This window comes from Oceanisphaera ostreae, assembly GCF_042676125.1.
Classification (GTDB): domain Bacteria; phylum Pseudomonadota; class Gammaproteobacteria; order Enterobacterales; family Aeromonadaceae; genus Oceanimonas; species Oceanimonas ostreae.
On sequence record NZ_JBHTJS010000004.1, the window covers coordinates 42,874 to 65,749 of the forward strand.

Genomic DNA, 22,876 nt, shown 5'->3' on the forward strand with positions numbered 1-22,876 from the left:
GTTGCCCATCTATCGGGGAACTCATACAATTCCTTTTTTTCATTGGGGAATCAGTTTGAGCCAGAACCTTGTTGAAATAAGGGATCTTTGCTTTGGCCACGGTGATCGGACTTTGTATGACCGGATTAACCTGCAGATCCCTAAAGGTAAAATTACCGCGATTATGGGCCCCAGCGGCATTGGTAAAACCACCATGCTGCGTCTGATTGGTGGTCAAATTAAGCCACACAGTGGTGAGATTTTATTTGATGGTCAATCCATTCCTAAGATGGGCCGCAAAAGGCTGTACCAGGAACGTCAGCGCATGGGTATGCTGTTTCAAAGTGGTGCTTTATTTACCGGCATGTCGGTGTTCGACAACGTAGCCTTTGCGCTGCGTGAGCACAGCGGCCTGCCCGAGGCCATGATTGAAACACTAGTACTTATGAAGCTGGAGGCGGTGGGGTTGCGCGGCGCAGCTCAGCTTATGCCCTCAGAGTTGTCGGGTGGCATGGCGCGGCGTGCAGCATTGGCGCGAGCCATAGTACAAGACCCTGAACTTATTATGTACGACGAGCCATTTGCGGGCCAAGATCCCATTAGTATGGCGGTGTTGGTGAAGCTGATTGCCGAGCTGAATAAAGCCCAAGGGCTAACGTCTATTGTGGTGACGCACGATGTAGACGAAGTGATGAGTATTGCCGATTACGCCTACATTATTGCCAATAAAAAAGTGATAGCAGCAGGCACTCCAGCAGAATTACGAAGCCAAACAGATCCGCAACTGGTGCAGTTTCTGCAAGGCGAGGCCGACGGGCCTGTGGCCTTTCATTATCCAGCGCCGTCATTTAGGGAGTCGTTAACGCATGTTGATTGATATAATAGGGCGTTTGGGGCGGCGCGGTATCGACGGGTTAACCGCCGGTGGGCGATCCGGTATTATGTTGATGCATGCGCTGCTCGGTCGGCCGCAGCCTAAAAAGCACTTTCCATTGCTGATAGAGCAATTGCGGGTGGTAGGAGTGCAGTCGGTCGCCATTATTCTGGTATCGGGCCTCTTTATTGGTATGGTGCTGGCATTGCAAGGTTACAACGTGTTGGTGGACTTTGGTGCCGAGGGCATGTTGGGCCCACTGGTGTCGCTGTCGTTGTTGCGTGAGTTAGGTCCCGTGGTCACCGGATTATTATTTGCTGGGCGTGCTGGCTCTGCTTTAACCGCTGAACTGGGGTTGATGAAAACCACAGAACAGTTATCTAGTCTAGAAATGATGGGTGTCGACCCCATGCGTCGAGTGGTCGCACCGCGCTTTTGGGCCGGGTTAATCAGTATGCCCTTGCTGGCGCTGATGTTTAGCTTGATCGGTATTTGGGGCGCCAAGCTGGTGGGCGTAGACTGGTTAGGCGTTGATGCAGGTGGTTTTTGGTCGGCAATGCAAGCGGCCGTCGATTTTAAACAAGATATTATACAGGGCTTTATCAAGAGTTTGGTATTTGCCTTCGTTGTGACCTGGATAGCGTTGTTTAATGGCATTGATGCCAAGCCGACCGCAGCCGGGATCAGTCAAGCCACGACGCGTACAGTGGTTCATTCTTCTTTGGCGGTATTGGGGCTTGATTTTGTGCTCACCGTCGTCATGTTTGGATAAAATTTGATGAAATACAGCAAACTAGAATTTAGCGTTGGCTGCTTTATGTTAGCCGGAATTGGGGCTTTACTGCTGCTGGCATTTAAAGTGGCAGGGGTGAGCGTTGCGGGGCAGGGTGAAAGCTATACCCTTTATGCCAAGTTCGATAATATTGGCGGGCTAAAAGTACGCTCCCCCATTAAAGTTGGGGGGGTAGTTGTAGGCCGAGTGAGTGCCATACAACTGGATCCAAAAGATCAGGTGCCCAGAGTCACGTTAACCGTGAATCGCAGCGCCGGTGAATTTTCTGAAAGTAGCACGGCGGCCATTCAAACCTCAGGCTTACTTGGTGAGCAATATCTGGGACTCAGCCCCGGTTTTGCCGACGAAGAAATGGGCATTAGCATGCTTAAAGACGGTGATAGCATTACCGACACCCAATCAGCGCTGGTATTAGAAGAGTTGATCGGTAAGTTCATTTACTCTATCGGTGATTAAGCCGTCGCACATTCCTAGGAGCGAATAATGAATAAATTATTAATGTCAGGACTGTTATTACTGGTCGGTACGTGGGCACCACTTGCCAGCGCATTGACCCTGAATGAACCGTATCAGTTAATGAATGAAGTGGCGCAAAATACCTTCGACCGACTGCATAGCGAGCAGAACAAAATTAAGGCCGATCCACGGTATTTGCGCTCTATCGTACGCGAAGAAATGCTGCCAGCAGTGGATGTGCGTTTTTCTGCTTATCGTGTGATTGGTAAGCAACTTAATAACACTACGCCCGAACAAAGAGAGAGGTTTGTTGATGCGTTTAGTGATTACTTGGTAGTGACTTATGCGGATGCATTAGCCGCCTATGACGACCAGAAATTAGATATTGGTAGCGGTAAAGTTGGCGCTGAAGATAAGCTGGTGTCGATTCCTGTGGCAGTATTGGAGCCGAACAAGCCAACCATCAAGCTGGAATTCAAACTACGTAAAAATAATCGCACCGGTGAATGGAAAGTATTCGACATGATAGCGGAAGGCATTAGCCTACTGTCGGCTAAACAGGGCGAACTTAGTGGCTTGATCCGCCAAAAAGGCATCGATCAGGTGACTAAAGATTTGCATGCGCACACTCAAAAGCCAGTGACCCCACTGGAACGAAAAGAATGAAATTGACTCGCGAGCTGACAAGAACGCACCTACCGGCGTACTGGTCTGAACGCCAGTTACTGTTTACCAATCGGCAGGCCGACTTGAGTGAGCTGAGTGAGATAGACTCCATTGGCTTAGCATTCTTAGTGCAATGGAGTCAGGCGCTGGCCGTAGAACAGCGGCCGTTGGGCTTGCTTGCTCCGCCGGCCAGCTTCTATCCTCTTGCCGATTTATACGGTGTTAGCTCCTTTTTTGAGTTAACTGACACTTTTGCCGGGAGCCATAATGGAACTGAATAATCAAGTCGAACAACTATTGCGCCAAGCGCTGCCTTTGGATGAACTGTATGTCAAAAGCGAAGGCAGCCATTGTGAAGTGATTGCAGTATCCGCTGAGTTTGTGGATATGAGTCGCTTAAAGCGTCAACAGTCAATTAATGGCCCACTACGGGAATTGATTGCAGAAAATACCATTCATGCCCTGACCGTGAAGACCTTTACTCCCGAGCAATGGGCTCGGGAACGAAAATTTATTATGCCTTCCTAAAGCGGGAACTGAAATGGACAAATTTATAATACAAGGACCTTGCCGGCTTGCCGGTGAGGTGACTATTTCTGGCGCCAAGAACGCGGCATTGCCGATTCTATTTGGCACCCTTTTATGCGATGAAGCGGTGCATTTATCTAATGTACCCAAGCTAAAAGATGTGGATACCACACTGCAGCTGTTAGCTTCGATGGGACTGACAGTCGTTGAAAGCGATGGCGTAATTGTCATTTCTGGCGCGGTTAATAGTCATATCGCCCCCTATGAATTAGTGCGCACCATGCGTGCATCTATTCTGGCGTTGGGCCCGTTGGTGGCGCGCTTTGGTAAGGCCGATGTATCCTTGCCTGGTGGCTGTGCCATTGGTGCGCGTCCAGTTAACCTGCATATTCATGGTCTAGAACAAATGGGCGCCGAAATTCGCGTTGAAGATGGCTACATTAAAGCGCGAGTGGATGGCCGACTAAAAGGCGCGCACATTCTAATGGATATGGTGAGCGTGACCGGCACCGAAAACCTGATGATGGCCGCCGTATTAGCCGAAGGGCGCACTATTATTGAAAACGCTGCGCGTGAGCCAGAAGTGGTCGATTTAGCGCACTTTCTGAATACTCTGGGTGCCAAAATACAGGGAATTGGCCAAGACACGTTGATCATCGATGGTGTAGAAGCCTTACATGGTGGCGAATATAGCGTGCAGCCGGATCGCATTGAAACCGGTACCTTCTTAGTGGGTGCAGCGGTAACTGGTGGCGATGTTACTTGTCGCAATACCGCGCCTCACCTGTTAGAAGCTGTGCTGGTTAAGCTTAAAGAAGCGGGTGCTGAAATTGAAACCGGTGCAGACTGGATCCGTCTTAACATGACCGATCGAGTGCTTAAACCCGTGGATATTAAGACCGCCCCTTATCCTGCTTTTCCGACTGATATGCAGGCACAGTTTACGGTGTTAAATGCGGTCGCTAAAGGTGTAGGACGGGTGACGGAAACCATTTTTGAAAACCGCTTTATGCATGTGCCAGAGCTTAACCGCATGGGCGCGCGCATCGAACTAAACGGTAACATGGCCATTTGTGATGACACCGAGCAGTTGACCGGCGCCACTGTGATGGCGACCGATCTACGTGCATCAGCCAGTCTAGTGTTGGCCGGCTTTGTGGCCGAAGGTACGACCACGGTAGATCGAATTTATCACATCGATCGCGGCTATGAGTTTATCGAAGACAAGCTCTCCGCCCTAGGTGGCAAGATAGAACGCATTAAAGGTTAAAAGAAAGCTTTAAGCGGTCAGCCGTAAGCTATCAGCTGATATAGAACTTACAGCTTAAGAACTAAAAAGGGCCCAGGTGTAATACATCTGGGCCCTTTTTGTGTTTGGTGTTTTGTTCTGACAGACAGCTTACGGCTTACAGCTTACAGCTGCCCGTAGGGCTGGGGCTAGCGTAAGCGCTGGAAGCGTCGGTCTTCTTCTATTTTTATCGGTAGGGTTAATAACTTGCCATCGCGTAGTAGTGTGACCTTAATGGTCTCACCTGGGCGCGCTTCGGCGACTTTATCCATCGCATGGCGAGTATTGCGAATGGGGTCATCGCCGAGCTTGAGCAGTACATCTTCGACTAAAATACCGGCTTTAGCCGCGGGTCCTTGCTCGTTAAGCCCTTCAACAAATAACCCAGTACGCTCTCCCATGTTAAGCAGCTGCGCCATCATGGGCGGAATATCGGCGCCACTCACACCTAAGTAGCCGCGGATCACGCGACCGTGGCTAATTAGCTCCTGCATGATGCGATGCGCTAGCGCATAGGGAATAGCAAAGTTGATGCCGTAGCTTTCTTGATGCGCCAAACTTTGAAAAGAAGCGGTATTAATGCCCACAATTTCACCGTAGACGTTGATCAGGGCGCCACCGGAGTTGCCGGCATTAATGGCGGCATCGGTTTGCAGTAAGTCTTGGCGGCCGTTGCTGTCTGGCCCCATGCTGGATAAACCAGAGCGTCCAGTGGCACTAATTATACCTTGGGTAATCGTTTGCCCCACGTTATAGGGGTTGCCGATGGCAAGCACGATATCGCCCACCTGCGGGGCTAACTCACCATCTTGTGGGATCACTGGCAGCTGTGCGGCATTAATTTTTAATACAGCTAAATCGGTGGGCACATCGAAACCGGTCACTTCACCATTTAGAATACGGCCATCTTGCAGGGCGACGATTACCTGATCGGCATCGGCAATCACATGATAGTTGGTCAGTACATATCCCTGATCCGACATAATTACCCCAGAGCCGAGACTGGTGGCACTTAGCTGAGGAGTAGACTCGCCATGTTGAAAGCTACGGGTATAAATATTAACCACGGCTGGGCCGGCTCTATTAGCGGCATAGGAAAAGCTGGATATTCCTACCTGCTGATTACGCCACCAATGCTCAAAAGGCTGCGTTTTAAGCTGGGGAAACAGCAATAACAGCAATAGCGCCATCAAAATACCGAAGGTGGCGGCCTGAAGAATAAGTTTGAGCGGTGAAGATAGGCGCATAGAGAGTAATTAGAGTAGGCTGATGGCAACAGAACCACAGCATAACATAAAGCAAACCGTTCCGAGTGAAGGGCGGGGAGGGGGATATGTGAGGAGGTGAGGCTTCATATAGTGCCGAGTGGACGATGTTGAACGCCTTACTCTTTTCACCTCCCCCCTCATGGCATTAATTTATCTTAAAACTAAATATAGCGCCGAATTACCGCGCTGAATATTCAGTGCAATCACGTCTGGTTTGCCCTGAATTATCTTGCGCAAGTCGTTGAGGTTTTTTACTCGTTTACGGTTAACGCCAATAATGATATCGCCTTCTTCTAAGCCTGATCTGGCGGCTGGCGAGCGTGGGGTTACTTCGGTTATTTTGACGCCTTTAACATCATCTTTGCTATCCACTTTGGATAACGTAGCGCCTTTTAGTGATTCATTTAAGGTGTCGGCTGCGACGCTTTCATTATCTGCATGCGCCAGAGTTACCTCAACCTGCTGCTCTTTACCATCACGGAACAGGCCTAATGCCACCGTTTTATCCGCCCCCATGGTCGCGACTTTGGCGCGTAACTCTCCAAAAGAGCGCACCGGCTTATCGTTAAGGCTGATAATAATATCACCGGCTTTTAGACCCGCCTTATCGGCAGAAGAATTCTCTACTACTTGGCTAACAAAAGCGCCGTGCTGGCTACGATAACCAAAGGTGCGAGCTAACTCAGAGGTTAACTCTCCGCCCATTACACCCAGTACGCCGCGGCGTACTTCACCAAATTCCAAAATTTGCTCGGTTAGGTTTTTTACCATATTGGCAGGAATGGCAAAGCCGATGCCAATATTACCGCCACCGGGACCAAGAATGGCGGTATTAATGCCCACTAGATTGCCTTCTAAGTCGAGCAGGGCACCGCCGGAGTTACCGGAGTTAATGGCGGCATCGGTTTGAATAAAGTTCTCCAGGTTTCCTACATTAAGGCCTGAGCGGCCCAAGGCACTGATAATGCCAGAGGTGACCGTTTGCCCTAAACCAAAGGGGTTGCCGATGGCAATAGCAAAGTCACCAACGCGCAGTTGGTCTGAGTCTGCGTATTTTATTTCTACTAAGTCTTTGGCATCTACTTTTAGCAGCGCTATGTCACTTTGTTTATCGCTGCCAATCAGCTCGGCTTCGTATTCTTGGCCATCGATGAGGGTGATAAGAATTTTGTCTGCATCGGAAATGACGTGATTATTGGTGATCACATAGCCTTGTTTGGCGTCAATAATCACGCCGGATCCCAGCGCCTGAAATGGCCTTTCTTGCAGTTGTTCATTAGGCATATTAGGGCCAAAGAAAAATTGAAATGCCTCAGGTAGCGCCTGGCGGCTAACTTTATTGCCAGAGACAGAAATGTTCACCACGGCGGGCGTTACTTTTTCTAACACCGGAGCCAAGCTGCGAATTTCGCTGCCCGAACCCACAGGCATAGCGGCCTGCACTTGGGGTATTAACGCCATGCTTAGGCTTAATGCCAGCGCAGACACCACAGGGAGTCGAGATTTCATAGTGATAGCTCCTAAGTCGAAAAATGCTTTAAGAAAAGTGTGTATTCAGACCTATGTTAGTTAATAAGAGTTCCGATAGGGCCTGTATTTTTTATTACTTTGTGAGGGTGAAGAGTAAAGTGTACGTTAAGGGTTAGGAGTAAAGGGCCAAGATGGCTTTAGGTTTGGTATTTAGTGGTCATGTTGTCCGCGGCGTATAGCGCTCCGGAGGGCTTGCTCCTGCCTCCTGCTAGCCAGTACACTGGTAAGCCTGTTTCTTGCCGATGATGCGACAGCTTAACGCTTATGATTTCGAACATGACCCCCAGTAAACAGTATCAGGCCGATTTGAGTCGAGACGATTTTGTAGCCGATAGTGCTCAGGCCAATGCGGTCGCTCATCTGCAGCGGCTATTCGATGAGCTGCAGACTCAGCCACCAGCGCCCCCCAAGCGCAGTTTATGGCAAAAGCTCACTGGCGATACTCATCAGCCCAAACAACCGATACAGGGTCTGTATTTTTGGGGTGGAGTAGGGCGCGGCAAAACCTATTTGATGGATACATTTTATCGGTGCCTGCCCTTTGATAATAAGCTGAGAATTCATTTTCATCACTTTATGCTGCGGGTGCATCAAGAGCTGCAAAGCTTGAAAGGGCAGGCCGACCCACTAAAATTAGTCGCCGAGCGGTTGGCTGAGCAAACACAAATTATCTGCTTTGATGAGTTTTTTGTTTCAGACATTACCGATGCCATGATTTTGGGCACTCTATTTGAATATCTGTTCGAGCATGGTGTCATTTTAGTCGCTACCTCGAACATCCCACCGGATGAGTTATATCGTAATGGCTTGCAGCGGGCGCGTTTTTTACCTGCGATTGAATTGATTAAACAGCGTTGCGAGATAGTCAATGTAGACTCGGGCATCGATCACCGGCTGCGCACCTTAACTCAAGCAGAAATTTATCACTCACCACTGGATGCCCAAGCGCGACTTAACTTAGAGGGTTATTTTACCCGCCTTTGCCAAGGCGAGAGCCGCTGGGAGCAAGAAATTGAAGTGAATCACCGACAGCTGATCACCTTGGCGGAAGGTGTTGGGGTGCTCTATATTGATTTTCAGCAATTATGTTGTACGCCACGTTCACAAAACGACTACATTGAATTGGCTCAACGCTTTCATACTGTACTGTTGGCCAATGTGGTGGTGATGGGAGCGGACGCTGATGATGCTGCTCGCCGCTTTATTGCTATGGTGGATGAATTTTATGAGCGACACGTTAAATTAATTATTTCGGCCGAAGTACCCATGGCACAGCTATACATTCAGGGACGACTTAACTTCGAGTTTAAGCGCTGCTTATCGCGACTGATTGAAATGCAATCACACGAATACCTAGCCCGCGAGCATCTACCTTAGGGTTTAGTTTTTTCTTTAAGCCTGGAATCTGGCGCTCGATGCTTTGTTAGAGAAAGGCCTTTCTTTAGCTGGGGTAGAATGTCAAAATATGCGCCCCCAGTATCAGGGCATGATGCTGGGAAGGGGCAGGCGAACCTACTATTTTAATGGGCATTAAAATAGTAGGTGATTTTTACGGCAGCTTTACCTATAATCGCCTTGCCCACGTTACACTGCTGTCTAACGGACGGCATCACTGTAAACAGACTGGTACTCGAAGGGGTACATGTTTGCTCGTGTTTTGCGCGATTGCGCAAGTGTATATTCATTTTAAGTAATTTGGGTTCATCCATGAAAACTTTTGTTGCTAAGCCAGAAACTGTAAAGCGTGACTGGTATGTTGTTGATGCAGAAGGCAAAACTCTGGGTCGTTTGGCCTCTGAGATTGCGCTTCGTCTGCGTGGTAAGCATAAGCCGGAATTCACTCCGCATGTTGACTGTGGCGATTACATCGTTGTAGTAAATGCTGAGAAAATTCAGGTAACCGGTAATAAAGCCGAAGGCAAAATTTACTATTCTCACTCCGGTTTTCCGGGTGGCTTGAAATCAATCACTTTCGAAAAGCTGATTGTACGTAAGCCAGAGATGGTTATTGAGTCTGCCGTTCGCGGCATGCTGCCTCGTGGCCCTCTAGGTCGTGCTATGTTCCGTAAGATGAAAGTCTTCGCGGGCGCTCAGCACAACCATGCGGCGCAACAACCACAAGTACTGGACATCTAAGGCGGGATTAGGCAAATGGCAGAAACTCAATACTACGGTACTGGTCGTCGTAAAAGCTCAACTGCACGAGTATTCGTGAAGCCGGGTAGCGGCAATATCGTAATTAACAAGCGTTCTTTGGATCAGTATTTTGGCCGCGAAACCGCCCGCATGGTGGTTCGTCAGCCTTTAGAACTGGTTGAAATGACCGACAAATTTGACCTGTACATCACCGTTGCTGGTGGTGGTATTTCAGGTCAAGCAGGCGCTATTCGTCACGGCATTACTCGTGCCCTGATGCAATTCGACGAGACCCTACGCGGTGCTCTGCGTAAAGCAGGCTTCGTTACTCGTGACGCTCGTAAAGTTGAGCGTAAGAAAGTTGGTCTGCATAAAGCACGTAAGCGTCCTCAGTTCTCCAAGCGTTAATTGGGAAGACGGTTTACAACAAAAGCCCGGGTTTACCCGGGCTTTTTTTATATGTGCAGAAAAAATTATGATGCGTTTTAAAACAAAATTTTAAAACACACCATGCTATTAAAGAAGCCATTAATTGATACGTTCCCCGAACTTGTAAAATGCCTCGATTTTCTTTAGAATTTCAGGGTTTAGTGACAGTTGAAACTATAATATCCGCCGCAATTGTCACAAGCCGTCTCGAAGCATGGAACGAACAATAAACGCGCGGAGACCAAATGGGAGAGTTTTTGGATGAGCAATGCGCCAGTTGATACCGGTCGCCGCAGATTTCTGACCTGGTCAACCACAGCAGTGGGTGGGGTCGGAGCTGCATTTGTCGCTGTACCGTTTATTTCTTCGTGGAACCCAAGCGCCAAAGCAAAGGCTGCCGGGGCTCCAGTAGAAGTGGATGTCAGCAAAGTAGAACCGGGCCAGTTAATCCGCGTAGAGTGGCGAGGTAAGCCTGTTTGGGTGGTCCGTCGTAACCAAGCTACGCTTGATTCACTGTCTAAGCTGAATGATCAGTTACGGGATCCCGATTCTGCAGAACAGCAACAGCCGGATTATGCACAAAACGAATATCGTTCGATCAAACCCGATTTACTGGTGACGGTAGGAATTTGTACCCACCTTGGGTGCTCACCGACCTATTTACCAGACTCGTTTGGTGAGCAGGTTAAAGGAGTGACCTCTGGTTTCTTCTGCCCTTGTCACGGTTCCAAGTTCGACATGGCCGGTCGCGTTTTCCAAGGCGTACCTGCTCCACTGAACCTGGTGATCCCCCCTCATTACTATGTCAATGACGCTACCATTTTAGTTGGCGAAGACAAGGAAGGAGCCTAAGCATGCTGGGTAAACTCGTATCTTGGATTGACGAACGGATCCCAATGACGGCGACCTACAACAAGCATGTAGGCCAATATCCGGCGCCAAAAAACTTTAACTTCTGGTACTTTTTTGGCTCACTGGCCATGTTAGTGCTAGTTAACCAGCTCCTTACGGGTGTCTGGCTAACCATGAACTACAACCCGTCGGGTGAGGGTGCGTTTGCCTCAGTCGAATACATCATGCGTGATGTGGATTACGGCTGGTTGCTGCGCTATATGCACAGTACCGGTGCTTCTGCGTTTTTCGTAGTTGTGTATCTGCATATGTTCCGTGGCCTAATTTATGGCTCTTATCAAAAGCCACGTGAGCTATTGTGGCTGTTTGGTATGCTGATTTTCTTGGTGCTAATGGCCGAAGCCTTTATGGGGTATCTGCTGCCTTGGGGTCAGATGTCTTATTGGGGCGCTCAGGTAATTATCTCGCTGTTTGGTGCTATACCAGTAATAGGCGATGACTTGACCTTGTGGATCCGCGGTGACTACGTCATCTCAGGCGTGACCTTGACTCGCTTCTTTGCCTTGCACGTGATTGCGCTGCCATTGGTATTAGTGATCTTGGTGTTCTTACACATAGTGGCATTGCACGAAGTGGGCTCTAACAACCCAGACGGCATTGATATTAAGAAAGTAAAAGATGAAAACGGCTGGCCGAAAGACGCTATTCCGTTCCACCCTTACTACTCTGTAAAAGACGTTGTGGGCGTGGCAGGCTTCTTGTTTATTTTTGCTTTCTTTATCTTCTTTATGCCCGAGGGTGGCGGTTACTTTCTGGAAGCGCCTAACTTTGAAGCGGCTAACAGCCTGAAGACCCCAGAGCATATTGCGCCTGTTTGGTATTTCACGCCGTTCTACGCCATTTTGCGCGCGGTACCCGATAAGTTAACGGGTGTAGTGTTAATGGGTCTATCTATTGCGGTATTATTTGTACTGCCTTGGCTGGATCGCTGCAATGTGCGTTCATTCCGCTATCGCAGTAAGCTGCACTTGTTGAACATTACTCAGTTTGTGATTTGTTTCATTATCTTGGGTGTATTGGGTACTTTGCCTTCCACTCCGGTTCTGACGTTGTTGGCACAGATATGTTCATTTGGCTACTTTGCTTTCTTTGTACTGTTGTTCTTCTACAGTAAAAATGAAAAGACTCAGCCGCTGCCAGAGAGGGTTACATTCAAATGAAGAAGTTAATCATTGCTGTACTCGCCTTTTTGCCAGCTTTGGCCTTTGCCTCAGGTTCGGTCAAGCTAGATAAGGCGGATTATGACTTGAGTGATAAAGCCTCATTGCAAAGTGGCGCTAAATTGTTCATGAACTATTGCGCTGGTTGCCATAGTACTCAGTATCAGCGTTATAACCGCGTGGCTGCAGACTTAGGTATTCCAGAAGACGTGATGCAAGCTAACCTCAATTTCACCGGTGTACCTATTGGTGAGTTGATGAAAAACTCGATTCCTGAGAAAGATGCAGCCAATTGGTTTGGCGCTCCACCACCCGATTTAACGCTGGTGGCGCGAGTGAGAGGCACAGATTGGTTATATACCTATCTACGCTCTTTCTATAAGGATGACAGCCGTCCGTTTGGCGTGAATAACTTAGTGTTTCCATCTGTGGGCATGCCCCATGTGTTGGAACCACTACAAGGTAGCGCTACATTAAAGACAGTCGTTCATACGGTAGATGGTGAAGAAGTAACGACGCCCGTTGGCATCGAAGTGGATGGTAACGGCGAGCTAACTACAGAAGAGTTCGATGAGGCTGTGTTAGATCTTGTTAACTTCTTAGCATACTCGGCTGATCCGATTAAGCTAGAACGTCACCGTATTGGTTACTGGGTGCTGGGCTTTCTAGCTATCTTCTTCATTTTTGCTTATATGCTGAAGAAAGAATACTGGCGTGACGTACACTGATTAGACATCGTCTAAGCTAAGTTTTGGGACGGCAATGGGGCAAAATGCTTCCATTGCCGTTCCTATTTATGATTTGTGGAGGATTTCATGGCAGTTGCGGCTAATAAACGCTCCATCATGACGCTGTTTTCTGGCGCCCATGATATTTACAGCCACCAAGTACGTATTGTGCTGGCTGAAAAAGGCGTTAGTGTTGAAATCAGTCAGGTAGAGCTTAATGATCTACCCGAAGAAATGCTGGAGCTGAATGCTTACGGTACTCTGCCGACTTTGGTCGACCGAGAGCTAGTGCTGTATGAATCAGACATCATTATGGAATATTTGGATGAGCGTTTTCCTCATCCACCGCTGATGCCGGTTTATCCGGTCGCTCGCGGTAACAGTCGCTTGATGATGCATCGCATCAAACAAGACTGGTACTCTTTAGTGACCCGTATTCAACGTAACGAAAAAGCAGATGAAGCCCGCAAAGAGTTACGCGAAGCTTTGTTGGCGGTAGCGCCAGTGTTTGCTGAATACCCTTACTTTATGAGTGAAGAGTTCACTTTGGTTGATTGCTACATGGCTCCTTTGTTATGGCGTTTGCCATCATTGGGCATCGAGCTGTCTGGCAAAGGTGCTAAAGAGCTTAAAGGCTATATGATCCGCTTATTTGAGCGAGAGTCATATCAGGCTTCCATGACTGAAGCCGAGCGTGATATCGGTGGTAAGATTTAATTATGGATAATCTGACACCAAGCCGTCCTTATTTATTGCGTGCCTTTTATGAGTGGCTATTAGACAACGAGCTCACACCACATCTGCTGGTTAATGCCGGACTGCCCCATACTTTGGTGCCGCAACAGTATGTAAAAGATGGCCAAATAGTGCTGAATATTGCACCACAAGCGGTTGTCGGCCTGCAAATGGATAACGACGCAGTAAGCTTCAGCGCGCGTTTTGGTGGTTCACCATTTCAGGTTTATGTACCTATGGCGGCGGTGGTGTCGGTTCAGGCGCGAGAAAATGGTGCTGGCACCTTTTTTCCGCCTGAGCCTGCCTATGAGGAGTGGCTGGCCACTCTTGATGCCTCGGAGGCAGGTGAGAGTACAGCCATCGAGCCGGAGCCGGAAGATGATCCTCCCGCTCCCAAGAAGGGCAAGCCCAACTTACGGGTAGTGAAGTAACAGCAAGCAATAAAAAACGCAGCCAACTGGCTGCGTTTTTTTTATGGATCACATACAGCGCCTAGCGCAGTTATACCAATCTGGAAAACTAACTGATCTATTTTTGTTTGTATAAAAGCCGAACAAAGAGTCAACTCCACCGACCCGCTGCAAGCACATCCGTGTGACGCTCAAACACATAACATCCCTGTTATGTGATGGTCGGTGGAGCCGATCTCTTTATCCGTCCCTAGGCTGCGAGGTCGCCTGTTGGTGCGCTTTACAGACAGCTCAGAGCTTAAGGAGAGGCAACAGAGATCGGCTCCCACGACCGTGACAATGCCAGGGATGGCATTTCCTGAGCCCCCAGGGATGGGTTTATGGCGTGTCGTGGGAGCTGACTCTGTTTCCTCTCGTATCCGATTTTAAACTAGATCAGATTTTTACTTAGATTGGTATTATTTTCGCGCACTAAAACTGTTAATAATGTTTCTTAGCTGTTGAGTGAGTTCGGCCATTTTGTAGCTGGTTTGCATGTTATTTTGGGCGTAACCCGAGGTGCTTTCGGCGGAGAGACTGATCTGATGTACCTTTTCCGTGATTTCATTAGACACACTAGACTGTTGCTCAGCAGCACTGGCAATCATCATATTCAGATCATTGATGGTACCAATCTGCTGGGTGATTTCGTCCAGCGACTCTTCCGATGTGTGGGTCTGCTCCACCCCTTGTGATGCTAAAATAGCACTTTCGGTCATGGCTGCTACCGCCTGACGAGTGGTACTTTGCAAGCGTTCTATGGTCTGTTCAATATCACCAATAGAGCCTTGAGTACGGCCCGCTAGGCTACGCACTTCACCAGCCACTACAGCAAACCCTCGGCCTTGTTCACCGGCGCGGGCCGCTTCAATAGCCGCATTTAATGCTAGCAAGTTGGTCTGCTCGGCAATGTTGCGAATAATAGTCAACACGGCGCTAATTTCATCGCTGTCTTTTTCTAAAGTTTTAATAATTTGCGTCGTGTTTTGTACGTTACTGGCCAAGGCGGCAATTTTCTGGCTGGTGTTATGCACGTTACGGCGACCGGTAGCCGCGACTTGATTGGCTTCATTCGCGCTGCTTGAAGCATCTGTAGTATTACGCGCAATTTCGGCAACCGTTGACGTCATCTCATCCATGGCGGTGGCTATTTGATCGATTTCTGCTTCTTGGCGGCTTATTTCACTCTGAGTAGAGCGACTAGCAAGTTCCGCTTGGCTGGCCTGAGTGACTAATTCATCGGCGGCATCGCCTACTCGACCCAGTGCGGTTTTTAGTTTGGCTTGTAGCACTTGAATAGTGAGTTGCAGTTGGCCAATTTCATCTTGTCGGCCAGTATAAATTAGCGTGGCTAATTTATTATCAATCACCGCTTTCGAACGATGTTCTAAGTTTCGTAGTCCCGCAGTGAGGTACCTAGTGCTCAGCCAAGTGCCCACGACGGTAACGGCAAACCCGACAATCAGCGGCCATGGTTGTTCGGGTATGAGCACTGTTAATCCCGAAAAAACACCGCCTAATAACAGCGTTATTGCACAGTTGAGTTTGTTGTGTAGCCCAAGGTTTGCCCATAACTTACGGCGCTGTGGCTTACTATTTTCGCCTTTTTTGGCTGTTTCTTTTGAGGCGGTCAGCTGCGGATAGATTTTTTTTGCTCGGGCGACACACTCGGCACTCGGCTGGGTGCGAATAGAGTCAATCCCGGCCAACTGGCCGTTATGATACTTAGGGGTAAAATATACATCTGCCCAATAATGGTCACCGTTGTGGCAGCGATTTTTAAGGATAGCCACATAAGCCTGTCCTGCCTGCAGAGAGCTATAAAGTTCGGAAAAGACAGAGGAGGGCACGCCACCTGCCCCTAAATGCATTTGCAGTTGACCTATAATATCTGCCTCAGCATAGCCAGAAAATGCGTAAAGCTGCTCATTGCAGTAAGTCACGTTGCCTTTGAGATCGGTACTGGAGATCAGTACACCATCTTTGCTAATAGTGCATTCCGTGCCGGTGAGTGGTGTCTGAGGTGTCATCAAGAAAACTCCATGTATTTTCTTATACTTTTATATTTCAGGCCAAAAGCGATACGGCGAGTAAAACGTATTCAGTTGCGTGCTTCTTTTGAGAGGCAATCGACAATTAACTTCTCTGTCTTAAACCAGTAATGAGAAGTTGTTTACAAAGATACTGTTATTTGTGTGCAGTGTTAATAATGGAGTGAACTATCGTCTATATCAATAGTTATTCAGCTGGTGGAGGAGAAATGTGCGAGGTGAAACGAAAACAAAGCAATAGGCTGTACGCCATAAATCGGAAAGCATGAGGACTACCCCCAATCGGTAAACTGGGTGTGTGTTAATGATGTTGCGTAAAGCGTAAAACAATAAGATGTAAGGGGAAACAGTGTCTGAAAGTTTGGTGTTTTCCCTTTCATCATTAACTCTTTACACTTAACGGAGCTTAAGGTGCAGCTTGTATCAATTCAAACACAGTGATCACCCGTTTTACACCATTGATATTACGAGCGAGATTTACCGCAATGTCGGCTTCTTTCTGGGTAACTAAACCAATTAAAAACACTTCACTGTTTTCTGTAACTACCTTAATTTTGGTGCCATCAAGGTTTTTTTCTGCCAGTAATGTGCTTTTTACTTTAGAGGTTAGCCAGCTGTCTTGGCTGCGAGCAGTGATATCAAGAGGCTGAGTTAAGCGCACTTCATTAAACACTTCAGTAACGCCAGGTACACCTTTAACCACATCTTCTGCTTGTTGGCGATATTGTTCAGTAGGTGCTTGGCCAATTAGCAGGCTTTTGCCATTGGTGGTGATTACGACTAAGCGGCTGTCATTCCACAATGGCTTGGTGTCGCCTAGGCGATGAGTGGCGCGCATATCAATGGTTTGATCGCTAAGCTGGGTGCCTACAGTTCTGCGATCGGTTACCGATCCAATACCTGTACCGGCGCCGGCTAGCATAACGCCAGCACATCCTTGTAGTAGTAATGCAGAGGCCAACACAATTAAATAGCGAGATTTCATTATTCATCTTCCTCTTGTGGGAATAAAGTGCGGTCGATAAGGTCACACAAGCAATGCAAGGTGAGTAAGTTGACCTCGTGAATACGCGGAGAACGTAGCGCCGGTACGCGAATTTCTACGTCGCTGGGGCCAAGTAAGCCAGCAAGCTCACCGCCATCACCACCGCTTAAGGCGACGATGGTCATATCACGACTCAGGGCGGCTTCTGCCGCTTTAATCAAGTTCCGGCTGTTACCGCTAGTAGAGATCACCACTAATACATCGCCTTCTTGACCTAGGGCGCGAATTTGACGGGCGTAGGCTTCATCAAAGTGCTGATCAACGGCGATAGCACTGATACTGCAGGTATCTAGCGTCAGACAAATAGCGGGCAGTGCAGGGCGTTCGGTTTCGTAACGATTAATCAATTCACTTACAAATAGTTGTGCCAAGGCATTAGAGCCACCGTTGCCACACACCAGCATTTTATTGCCGTTAAGCAGGCACATTACCATCATTTGCGCCGCGGCTAAAATATCGTCAGGCAGCGCCTCGGCGGCGGCTATTTTGGTTTGAATACTTTCGGTAAAGCTGGCTTTTATTTCATCCTGCATGGACTTTCCTTAAAAAGCGTTAGAGATCCAGTGAATGTCAGTTCCTTCACAGGCGACCAAATCGAATCGGCAGGACTGCAGTGATTCATTCAGCCCTTTTGATTGTAAATAACAGTGGGCGGCTCGGCGCAGTTTCTGCTGTTTAGCTGGAGTAACTGAAGCGGCAGCGCCCCCAAAGTGGTTATTTTTTCGATAACGCACTTCCACAAAAACCAAGGTGTTGCCGACACTCATAATTAAGTCAATTTCACCCAACTTGCATAGATAGTTACGCATCTGCAGCTGTAACCCTTGAGCAAGCAGATATTGCTCGGCACGCCGTTCAAATTGGTCACCTTTATTACGGCTGGGCGAGGAACTCTCGCTCGTCGAGTTCTTGAGGTGCTTCGAGGTGTTGCTGCCAGTCGCCATCGCTATACTCCATCCATTGCAGTCGACGCTGTACTACGCCTTGCTCTGTTATGCTGAGTTCGCCGGTCAGCCCCGGCACAGCGGCTGAGCCCATACGCAAGTCGGTAAGCTGTGGTATTAACACATGTGCATCATAGCCCAAGGCAAACAAACGTAACCAAGTGGCACTACTTGCTGGCCATAAACGTTCCACTTCGTCCATCAGCTGAGGCGCACTGCCAAACAACCACGGCATATCAGCCAGTTGTAAGTCATTAAGTTCACTCATTGGCGATTCGCCACCGGGAATATAGCTGCGAGAGGTTACATAAGTGGGCAGCCGTTTGCTGCGGCTATCTCTTACAAAGTCAAAATAAGGCAAGATAAAGCGCGTTTCGGTGGCGTTAGAAGCCATATATACCGAGTCGATGGGGCCCGCTACAGGAGATCGATTATCGTTATCTACCGGCAGAATGACCCCAGAGGCTACTGAACTTGGCTTGCTGTTGAGTGCGCGGCGTACATCGCCCTCTATGGCATTTTTATTACTAAAATAAGCCACTCGGGCTGCCTGGCCACTCTGTTGCTGCCAGCGGGCATTGAACTCGGCGGTGACGCGACGGCCCAGCTCGTTATTGGGGGCAAACACCAGTGGTTGGCGATGACCCTGATCCCACATATGCATCGCCGCTTCAGCCGCTTCAGCTTCAGGGGACAGCGAGAAGTAATAGCGATGAGGCAAGTTAGACTGCTGCGCCGGCATATTCAGAGCAAGTTGGGGGATTGCCGAATCAAGGTTAGCTAAAGTCGCTAGGTTTTCCTTCAGCAAGGGGCCTAGAATAAAATCGGCCCCAGCTTGCTGAATCTGCTGATATAAGCTCAACATATCGTGGCCATTAGTATCAAAAAAGCTGAGCTGAGAAGACTGTCCCTGATGAGCACTCAAAATACCATTGCGGATAGCATCAGCCTGCTGTGATAGCTTGCCGCTTAACGGCAATAACACCGCGATGTGGCGCGCCTGAAATGCTTCAAGCTTAAGTGTGGAATCACTATCCATCCCCTCCGGCAGGTAGCGAGAGGCTGGGTGAGCAGGGTAGCTCTTGTACCACGAATGTAACTGCCAATTACGTTGGTCTGGGGCGGTGTTGCTGGCATTTAAAATGGCCATCAATCGCAACCAGCCGTTCGTTAACTCACTGTTATTGGTATCTAACGCGTGGCGTAAGTCCGCCGCAGGCTGATTGCTCAATAGATCATGAATTTGCTGTTGATTTACTTGTTGCCCTGGGCCTGCTAGCAACTGATCGCGGTTGATGAGCATTTGTGCCGCAAGAATAGGCTTGCCTTGCAGCTTGAGCCTCTCGGCTTGTAACTGAAAATAATAACTGGCGACATTGGCATCCAGCGACTCAACATTAATGGCTGCTAATTGCTGTTCAGCTAGCGCATGATGTCCCGTCGTCATCGCCATTTGAGCTTCTAATATCGCTAATATGGGCTGTTGTGCCGGCGTCGCATTGTTACGTAACTGCATTAACTGATTTTTGGCGGCTATTACATTATCTTGCTGTAACCAAGCGCGAACCGTTAATACCTGCCAGTTAAAGGCATCCGTTTTTTTAGCGTTTTGTGCCAGTTGCAAATACTGCTCAGCGGATCTGTCTAGGGTGCTGAACATGCTGGGTGTTGCATCAGGCAACGTACGCTGCATGGTACCTGTGCCACAGGCGAACAGCATGGATGAAAGCACCAGAGTGCAGAGTAGCCGTGTTACACTATTGCGTTGAAGTTGTGTTGCCAATCCCTTTAATCCCAAGCTGTGTCATCTTGTCCCTAGTGTAATAGGGTGATGACGGTGAAACAATTGTTTACACAGGAGTTCCTATGAGCCAAGTGGCTGCACTTTATATTGTGCCCACCCCTATCGGCAACCTGAATGATATCAGTCAGCGTGCACTGGACATACTACAGCAGGTTGATCTAATAGCTTGTGAAGATACCCGCCATACGGCGAAACTGCTATCTCATTACCAAATTAATACCTCAACGTGGGCGTTGCATGACCATAATGAGCAGTATAAATCTGAGCAGTTGGTTAAACGGTTATTAGATGGCCAAAGTGTGGCATTAGTCTCGGATGCAGGCACACCGTTAATTAGCGACCCTGGTTATCACTTAGTCAATAGCTGTCGTGATGCGGGTATACAGGTAATTGCCATTCCAGGTCCCTGTGCCGCTATTACTGCATTGTCTGCGGCAGGCTTACCGACCGATCGCTTTGCCTTTGAAGGTTTTTTGCCTGCCAAAGAAAAAGCGCGACTCGATAAAATCACTTATTTAAAAGATGAACCGCGCACCTTAATCTTTTATGAATCGCCCCGTCGCTTGTTAGACAGTGTAGCCGCACTGGTGCAAGTATTGGGTGATGATCGTCAAATAGTAGTGGCTCGGGAGATAACAAAGACTTTTGAGACTATTCATAGCTTACCCGCCGCGCAGATGCTGGCGTGGCTGCAGGCGGACAGTAACCGTAGCCGTGGTGAAATAGTGCTGATGGTGGCGGGGTATCGTTCCACTAGTGAAGACGAACTCTCGGCCAATGTGCTGCGTACCCTCACGCTACTTTGTACCGAGCTACCATTAAAGAAAGCGGCGGCGCTTACCGCGGAGATCCACGATTCTAAGAAAAATGCCCTCTATAAATATGGGCTCGAGGCGGGATTGTAAGTCTGCTGTTAAGAGTTTGCCGTGATGGCTTCTCGAGTCGATCAAGATAGCTGAGAGTGAGCGGGTTCCACCATGGAACCCGCTTTGTCGTTTATACCGTCATCGAACAACCATCAGACTCTGAATTGACCCAGTAATAGTTCTTGTTGCTCCACCTGCTGCTCCATTACGGTGCATTGTTCTACCTGCAGTCGGGCTCCATCGGCTACCGCGTAGCTAAGGTCGCGAATATTGGTCGTATTGCGGTTAATCTCCTCGCTGGTGGTGCTTTGTTGCTCGGCGGCGGTGGCTATCTGTAGGTTCATATCGTTGATACGGCCGATCGCCTCGCGAATACGCTGGAGCATGTCATTGGCGGCTCCCGCTTCCTCAGCTGTCTGGCTGGCGTTATCCCGGCTCTGGATTATGCGAGTTTCGGCCTGCCTGACGCCATTTTGCAGTTGGTCAATCATCTGACGGATCTCTTGAGTAGACTGCTGTGTGCGTGATGCTAATGATCGTACTTCGTCGGCTACCACGGCAAAGCCCCTACCCGACTCCCCTGCTCGAGCCGCTTCGATGGCGGCATTGAGTGCTAACAGATTGGTCTGTTCGGCGATGCTGGTGATAACCGAAAGAATGGACTCAATTTGATCGCTCAGTCTGGCTAGCTCATTGACGGCTAAGCTGGTGTCGTCCATGTCATCGGCCAGTCGTTTGATGGCTGCGGTGGAACTGGAAACCACTCTCACACCGTCGTCAGTTTCTTGGCTCGCCGCAGCTGCAGCTTGAGCGGCGCTTTGGGCATGGTGGGCCACTTCTTCTGCGGTTACCGTCATTTCCTGCATGGCGGTGGCCAATTGATCTAGTTCCAGTTGCTGTTGTTGTAGCCGACTGGCGGCTTGATCGGCCTCATTGGTGGTGTGTGATGCGCTTTGTTTGACTTGCACTGAGCTACCCTTGACGTCACCGATCAGGGTCTGCAGGTTCTGCAGCAGATGATTGAACTCACGTTCGACCAAGGTGATTTCATCATTGCCCTTTGCTGGTAGGCGTTGAGTAAGATCGCCTCCACCTTGGTTGATCTCGTTGAGCGAGCGATGCAAATTTTCCAGAGGTCGTAACAGATGACTGACGAGGGTACCAAGTAATAACAGGCTTAGCGCGACGCCAATCAGGGTGCCGATGGCTGCTCGCCAGCTTAGCCCGTTGATTTCGCTCATGACGATGCTTTTGTCGAGTACTACGCCCACATACCAGTTCATGCCGACCAAGTTATTGAGCGGAGTGAAGGACACCAGCAAGTCACGGTCCTCGCCCCGTACCTCTACCAGATTATGCTCTAGTGCTGGTGAGTTACCGTTGAATAAGGTAGTGAAAGACTGGCCGTTGTACTCAGAATTTGGGTGCGAAACAATGGTGCCATCTTGGGTGAGTAAGAACGCATGGCCGGCTTGATTAAAGTCGAGAGTGTTGAGGGTGTCGGCAACTACTCCGAGGTTAATATCGCCACCAAAGGCGCCCCGAAAAGTGCCAGAACTACTGAGTTTTGCTACGGCAGAGATCATCATTTCACCGCTACTGGCTACTACATAAGGTTCGGTAAGAACCGCCTTCGAGGCCGCTCTTGCCTGAGGATACCAAGAGCGCTGACGAGCATCCCAGTCAGCCGGCGGATCCCAACTGGCATCGTTAGTGATGGCGCGGCCATTGGTGGCTTCTAGGCCACCGAACATGGAGTCGAACTGTTCATGCAGCACTTTGCCGGCAAAGGCCTGGTTAATCTGTGCTTCGCTGAAAGAGCGGTCTAGCTGCTCGGCAGTCAGATCGATCAATTGTAGCTTGCCGTTTAGCCAGCTTTCTATCTGATGGACGAGGGTATCGCTGGTATCATTGATGTTGGAGCGAGTTTGCTCCATTAGGCCTGTTCGCACTTGGCTGACCTGCAGCAATGACAGCGTCCCCATAGCCAGAAATAGCACGACGGCTGCCGTCAAACCTACTTTTCGCGCGATCTTCATCGATTTATCTTCCTTAATACTATTAGTGTGAATTCCTAGTTTTCTACGGCCATCATAGAGAGCGACGTAGGATAACCCAAATGACTACTAGAGGAATCGATAGATAAATCATTAAAAAGAGATCTCGGGCACTTTTATTATACCGACATGGGGTAATGCTCAGGTATTAGACAATCACTATTTATCCAACAGCACA

At 48.9% G+C, this 22,876-nt stretch carries 24 protein-coding genes; 16 read left to right on the forward strand and 8 right to left on the reverse strand.

All coding sequences use genetic code 11. From position 1 onward, the window contains the following. Positions 1-55 precede the first annotated feature (55 nt). Genes ACFQ1C_RS01905 through murA form a run of 7 tightly spaced genes read left to right on the forward strand, consistent with a single transcriptional unit; the run spans position 56 to position 4,566 of the window. Complete coding sequence (locus ACFQ1C_RS01905) at positions 56-856, forward strand: ATP-binding cassette domain-containing protein (RefSeq protein ID WP_379556843.1); 801 nt, start codon at positions 56-58, stop codon at positions 854-856. Continuing rightward, on the forward strand, positions 846-1,625 hold the full coding sequence (gene mlaE, locus ACFQ1C_RS01910) for a lipid asymmetry maintenance ABC transporter permease subunit MlaE (RefSeq protein WP_379556844.1): 780 nt from the start codon (positions 846-848) through the stop codon (positions 1,623-1,625). Before ACFQ1C_RS01905 ends, mlaE begins: the two co-directional genes overlap by 11 nt. A gap of 6 nt (positions 1,626-1,631) precedes the next feature. Then, the gene (gene mlaD / locus ACFQ1C_RS01915; protein WP_379556845.1) at positions 1,632-2,102 is read left to right on the forward strand and encodes an outer membrane lipid asymmetry maintenance protein MlaD; all 471 of its coding nucleotides are present in this window, start codon (positions 1,632-1,634) and stop codon (positions 2,100-2,102) included. Positions 2,103-2,129: 27 nt separating this feature from the next. After that, entirely contained in the window at positions 2,130-2,768 is a 639-nt protein-coding gene (gene mlaC / locus ACFQ1C_RS01920) for a phospholipid-binding protein MlaC (RefSeq protein ID WP_379556846.1), read from the forward strand. Further along, the gene (locus tag ACFQ1C_RS01925) at positions 2,765-3,049 is read left to right on the forward strand and encodes an STAS domain-containing protein (protein WP_379556847.1); all 285 of its coding nucleotides are present in this window, start codon (positions 2,765-2,767) and stop codon (positions 3,047-3,049) included. Before mlaC ends, ACFQ1C_RS01925 begins: the two co-directional genes overlap by 4 nt. After that, complete coding sequence (locus tag ACFQ1C_RS01930; RefSeq protein WP_379556848.1) at positions 3,036-3,296, forward strand: BolA family protein; 261 nt, start codon at positions 3,036-3,038, stop codon at positions 3,294-3,296. The genes ACFQ1C_RS01925 and ACFQ1C_RS01930 overlap by 14 nt, the downstream gene beginning before the upstream one ends. A gap of 13 nt (positions 3,297-3,309) precedes the next feature. Beyond that, entirely contained in the window at positions 3,310-4,566 is a 1,257-nt protein-coding gene (gene murA / locus ACFQ1C_RS01935) for a UDP-N-acetylglucosamine 1-carboxyvinyltransferase (RefSeq protein ID WP_379556849.1), read from the forward strand. A gap of 167 nt (positions 4,567-4,733) precedes the next feature. On the opposite strand, the gene degS is transcribed toward murA, so the two are convergent. Further along, positions 4,734-5,831 (reverse strand): outer membrane-stress sensor serine endopeptidase DegS, encoded by a 1,098-nt coding sequence (gene degS / locus ACFQ1C_RS01940; protein WP_379556850.1) that lies wholly within the window; start codon positions 5,829-5,831, stop codon positions 4,734-4,736. Between the two features lie 171 nt (positions 5,832-6,002). Continuing rightward, a complete protein-coding gene (locus ACFQ1C_RS01945) occupies positions 6,003-7,361 on the reverse strand; it encodes a Do family serine endopeptidase (RefSeq protein ID WP_379556851.1) in 1,359 nt (452 codons plus the stop codon). Positions 7,362-7,658: 297 nt separating this feature from the next. Between ACFQ1C_RS01945 and zapE the strand changes: the two genes are divergently transcribed. The 8 genes from zapE to ACFQ1C_RS01985 all read left to right on the forward strand — a co-directional run bounded on the left by zapE (position 7,659) and on the right by ACFQ1C_RS01985 (position 13,913). Beyond that, a complete protein-coding gene (zapE, locus tag ACFQ1C_RS01950; RefSeq protein WP_379556852.1) occupies positions 7,659-8,759 on the forward strand; it encodes a cell division protein ZapE in 1,101 nt (366 codons plus the stop codon). 330 nt (positions 8,760-9,089) lie between these two features. Further along, on the forward strand, positions 9,090-9,518 hold the full coding sequence (gene rplM / locus ACFQ1C_RS01955) for a 50S ribosomal protein L13 (protein ID WP_379556853.1): 429 nt from the start codon (positions 9,090-9,092) through the stop codon (positions 9,516-9,518). A gap of 15 nt (positions 9,519-9,533) precedes the next feature. After that, the gene (gene rpsI, locus ACFQ1C_RS01960) at positions 9,534-9,926 is read left to right on the forward strand and encodes a 30S ribosomal protein S9 (RefSeq protein WP_379556854.1); all 393 of its coding nucleotides are present in this window, start codon (positions 9,534-9,536) and stop codon (positions 9,924-9,926) included. A 282-nt stretch (positions 9,927-10,208) separates the two neighbouring features. Continuing rightward, positions 10,209-10,799, forward strand: coding sequence for a ubiquinol-cytochrome c reductase iron-sulfur subunit (gene petA, locus ACFQ1C_RS01965; protein ID WP_379556855.1), 591 nt, complete (start codon positions 10,209-10,211; stop codon positions 10,797-10,799). Positions 10,800-10,801: 2 nt separating this feature from the next. Then, a complete protein-coding gene (locus ACFQ1C_RS01970; RefSeq protein WP_379556856.1) occupies positions 10,802-12,019 on the forward strand; it encodes a cytochrome b in 1,218 nt (405 codons plus the stop codon). Continuing rightward, entirely contained in the window at positions 12,016-12,747 is a 732-nt protein-coding gene (locus tag ACFQ1C_RS01975) for a cytochrome c1 (protein ID WP_379556857.1), read from the forward strand. The genes ACFQ1C_RS01970 and ACFQ1C_RS01975 overlap by 4 nt, the downstream gene beginning before the upstream one ends. Positions 12,748-12,834: 87 nt before the next feature. Further along, complete coding sequence (gene sspA, locus ACFQ1C_RS01980; protein ID WP_379556858.1) at positions 12,835-13,464, forward strand: stringent starvation protein SspA; 630 nt, start codon at positions 12,835-12,837, stop codon at positions 13,462-13,464. 2 nt (positions 13,465-13,466) lie between these two features. Then, a complete protein-coding gene (locus tag ACFQ1C_RS01985) occupies positions 13,467-13,913 on the forward strand; it encodes a ClpXP protease specificity-enhancing factor (RefSeq protein WP_379556859.1) in 447 nt (148 codons plus the stop codon). Between the two features lie 437 nt (positions 13,914-14,350). On the opposite strand, the gene ACFQ1C_RS01990 is transcribed toward ACFQ1C_RS01985, so the two are convergent. From ACFQ1C_RS01990 to ACFQ1C_RS02010, 5 genes are all read right to left on the reverse strand, one after another. Further along, positions 14,351-15,961, reverse strand: a complete 1,611-nt coding sequence (locus ACFQ1C_RS01990) for a methyl-accepting chemotaxis protein (RefSeq protein ID WP_379556860.1) — start codon at positions 15,959-15,961, stop codon at positions 14,351-14,353. A gap of 427 nt (positions 15,962-16,388) precedes the next feature. Further along, the gene (gene dolP / locus ACFQ1C_RS01995; RefSeq protein ID WP_379556861.1) at positions 16,389-16,967 is read right to left on the reverse strand and encodes a division/outer membrane stress-associated lipid-binding lipoprotein; all 579 of its coding nucleotides are present in this window, start codon (positions 16,965-16,967) and stop codon (positions 16,389-16,391) included. Beyond that, positions 16,967-17,560: a D-sedoheptulose-7-phosphate isomerase gene (locus tag ACFQ1C_RS02000; RefSeq protein ID WP_379556862.1), complete on the reverse strand. Its 594-nt coding sequence runs from the start codon at positions 17,558-17,560 to the stop codon at positions 16,967-16,969. Before ACFQ1C_RS02000 ends, dolP begins: the two co-directional genes overlap by 1 nt. A gap of 9 nt (positions 17,561-17,569) precedes the next feature. Then, the gene (locus ACFQ1C_RS02005; RefSeq protein ID WP_379556863.1) at positions 17,570-17,971 is read right to left on the reverse strand and encodes a YraN family protein; all 402 of its coding nucleotides are present in this window, start codon (positions 17,969-17,971) and stop codon (positions 17,570-17,572) included. After that, the gene (locus ACFQ1C_RS02010) at positions 17,901-19,754 is read right to left on the reverse strand and encodes a penicillin-binding protein activator (protein ID WP_379556864.1); all 1,854 of its coding nucleotides are present in this window, start codon (positions 19,752-19,754) and stop codon (positions 17,901-17,903) included. Before ACFQ1C_RS02010 ends, ACFQ1C_RS02005 begins: the two co-directional genes overlap by 71 nt. A gap of 83 nt (positions 19,755-19,837) precedes the next feature. Between ACFQ1C_RS02010 and rsmI the strand changes: the two genes are divergently transcribed. Further along, positions 19,838-20,680 carry a 16S rRNA (cytidine(1402)-2'-O)-methyltransferase gene (rsmI, locus tag ACFQ1C_RS02015; RefSeq protein ID WP_379556865.1) on the forward strand — a complete coding sequence of 281 codons (843 nt, stop codon included), beginning with the start codon at positions 19,838-19,840 and terminating at the stop codon, positions 20,678-20,680. A 113-nt stretch (positions 20,681-20,793) separates the two neighbouring features. Here rsmI and ACFQ1C_RS02020 read toward each other — a convergent pair whose 3' ends face one another. After that, entirely contained in the window at positions 20,794-22,680 is a 1,887-nt protein-coding gene (locus ACFQ1C_RS02020) for a methyl-accepting chemotaxis protein (protein ID WP_379556866.1), read from the reverse strand. Positions 22,681-22,876: the final 196 nt, after the last annotated feature.

What these genes read in the sequence shown, in the direction of transcription:
- mlaE (WP_379556844.1), top strand. Translation starts at nt 846, where the DNA reads ATGTTGATTGATATAATAGGGCGTTTGGGGCGGCGCGGTATCGACGGG.
- mlaD (WP_379556845.1), top strand. Translation starts at nt 1,632, where the DNA reads ATGAAATACAGCAAACTAGAATTTAGCGTTGGCTGCTTTATGTTAGCC.
- mlaC (WP_379556846.1), top strand. Translation starts at nt 2,130, where the DNA reads ATGAATAAATTATTAATGTCAGGACTGTTATTACTGGTCGGTACGTGG.
- ACFQ1C_RS01925 (WP_379556847.1), top strand. Translation starts at nt 2,765, where the DNA reads ATGAAATTGACTCGCGAGCTGACAAGAACGCACCTACCGGCGTACTGG.
- ACFQ1C_RS01930 (WP_379556848.1), top strand. Translation starts at nt 3,036, where the DNA reads ATGGAACTGAATAATCAAGTCGAACAACTATTGCGCCAAGCGCTGCCT.
- murA (WP_379556849.1), top strand. Translation starts at nt 3,310, where the DNA reads ATGGACAAATTTATAATACAAGGACCTTGCCGGCTTGCCGGTGAGGTG.
- degS (WP_379556850.1), bottom strand. Translation starts at nt 5,831, where the DNA reads ATGCGCCTATCTTCACCGCTCAAACTTATTCTTCAGGCCGCCACCTTC.
- ACFQ1C_RS01945 (WP_379556851.1), bottom strand. Translation starts at nt 7,361, where the DNA reads ATGAAATCTCGACTCCCTGTGGTGTCTGCGCTGGCATTAAGCCTAAGC.
- zapE (WP_379556852.1), top strand. Translation starts at nt 7,659, where the DNA reads ATGACCCCCAGTAAACAGTATCAGGCCGATTTGAGTCGAGACGATTTT.
- rplM (WP_379556853.1), top strand. Translation starts at nt 9,090, where the DNA reads ATGAAAACTTTTGTTGCTAAGCCAGAAACTGTAAAGCGTGACTGGTAT.
- rpsI (WP_379556854.1), top strand. Translation starts at nt 9,534, where the DNA reads ATGGCAGAAACTCAATACTACGGTACTGGTCGTCGTAAAAGCTCAACT.
- petA (WP_379556855.1), top strand. Translation starts at nt 10,209, where the DNA reads ATGAGCAATGCGCCAGTTGATACCGGTCGCCGCAGATTTCTGACCTGG.
- ACFQ1C_RS01970 (WP_379556856.1), top strand. Translation starts at nt 10,802, where the DNA reads ATGCTGGGTAAACTCGTATCTTGGATTGACGAACGGATCCCAATGACG.
- ACFQ1C_RS01975 (WP_379556857.1), top strand. Translation starts at nt 12,016, where the DNA reads ATGAAGAAGTTAATCATTGCTGTACTCGCCTTTTTGCCAGCTTTGGCC.
- sspA (WP_379556858.1), top strand. Translation starts at nt 12,835, where the DNA reads ATGGCAGTTGCGGCTAATAAACGCTCCATCATGACGCTGTTTTCTGGC.
- ACFQ1C_RS01985 (WP_379556859.1), top strand. Translation starts at nt 13,467, where the DNA reads ATGGATAATCTGACACCAAGCCGTCCTTATTTATTGCGTGCCTTTTAT.
- ACFQ1C_RS01990 (WP_379556860.1), bottom strand. Translation starts at nt 15,961, where the DNA reads ATGACACCTCAGACACCACTCACCGGCACGGAATGCACTATTAGCAAA.
- dolP (WP_379556861.1), bottom strand. Translation starts at nt 16,967, where the DNA reads ATGAAATCTCGCTATTTAATTGTGTTGGCCTCTGCATTACTACTACAA.
- ACFQ1C_RS02000 (WP_379556862.1), bottom strand. Translation starts at nt 17,560, where the DNA reads ATGCAGGATGAAATAAAAGCCAGCTTTACCGAAAGTATTCAAACCAAA.
- ACFQ1C_RS02005 (WP_379556863.1), bottom strand. Translation starts at nt 17,971, where the DNA reads ATGGCGACTGGCAGCAACACCTCGAAGCACCTCAAGAACTCGACGAGC.
- rsmI (WP_379556865.1), top strand. Translation starts at nt 19,838, where the DNA reads ATGAGCCAAGTGGCTGCACTTTATATTGTGCCCACCCCTATCGGCAAC.
- ACFQ1C_RS02020 (WP_379556866.1), bottom strand. Translation starts at nt 22,680, where the DNA reads ATGAAGATCGCGCGAAAAGTAGGTTTGACGGCAGCCGTCGTGCTATTT.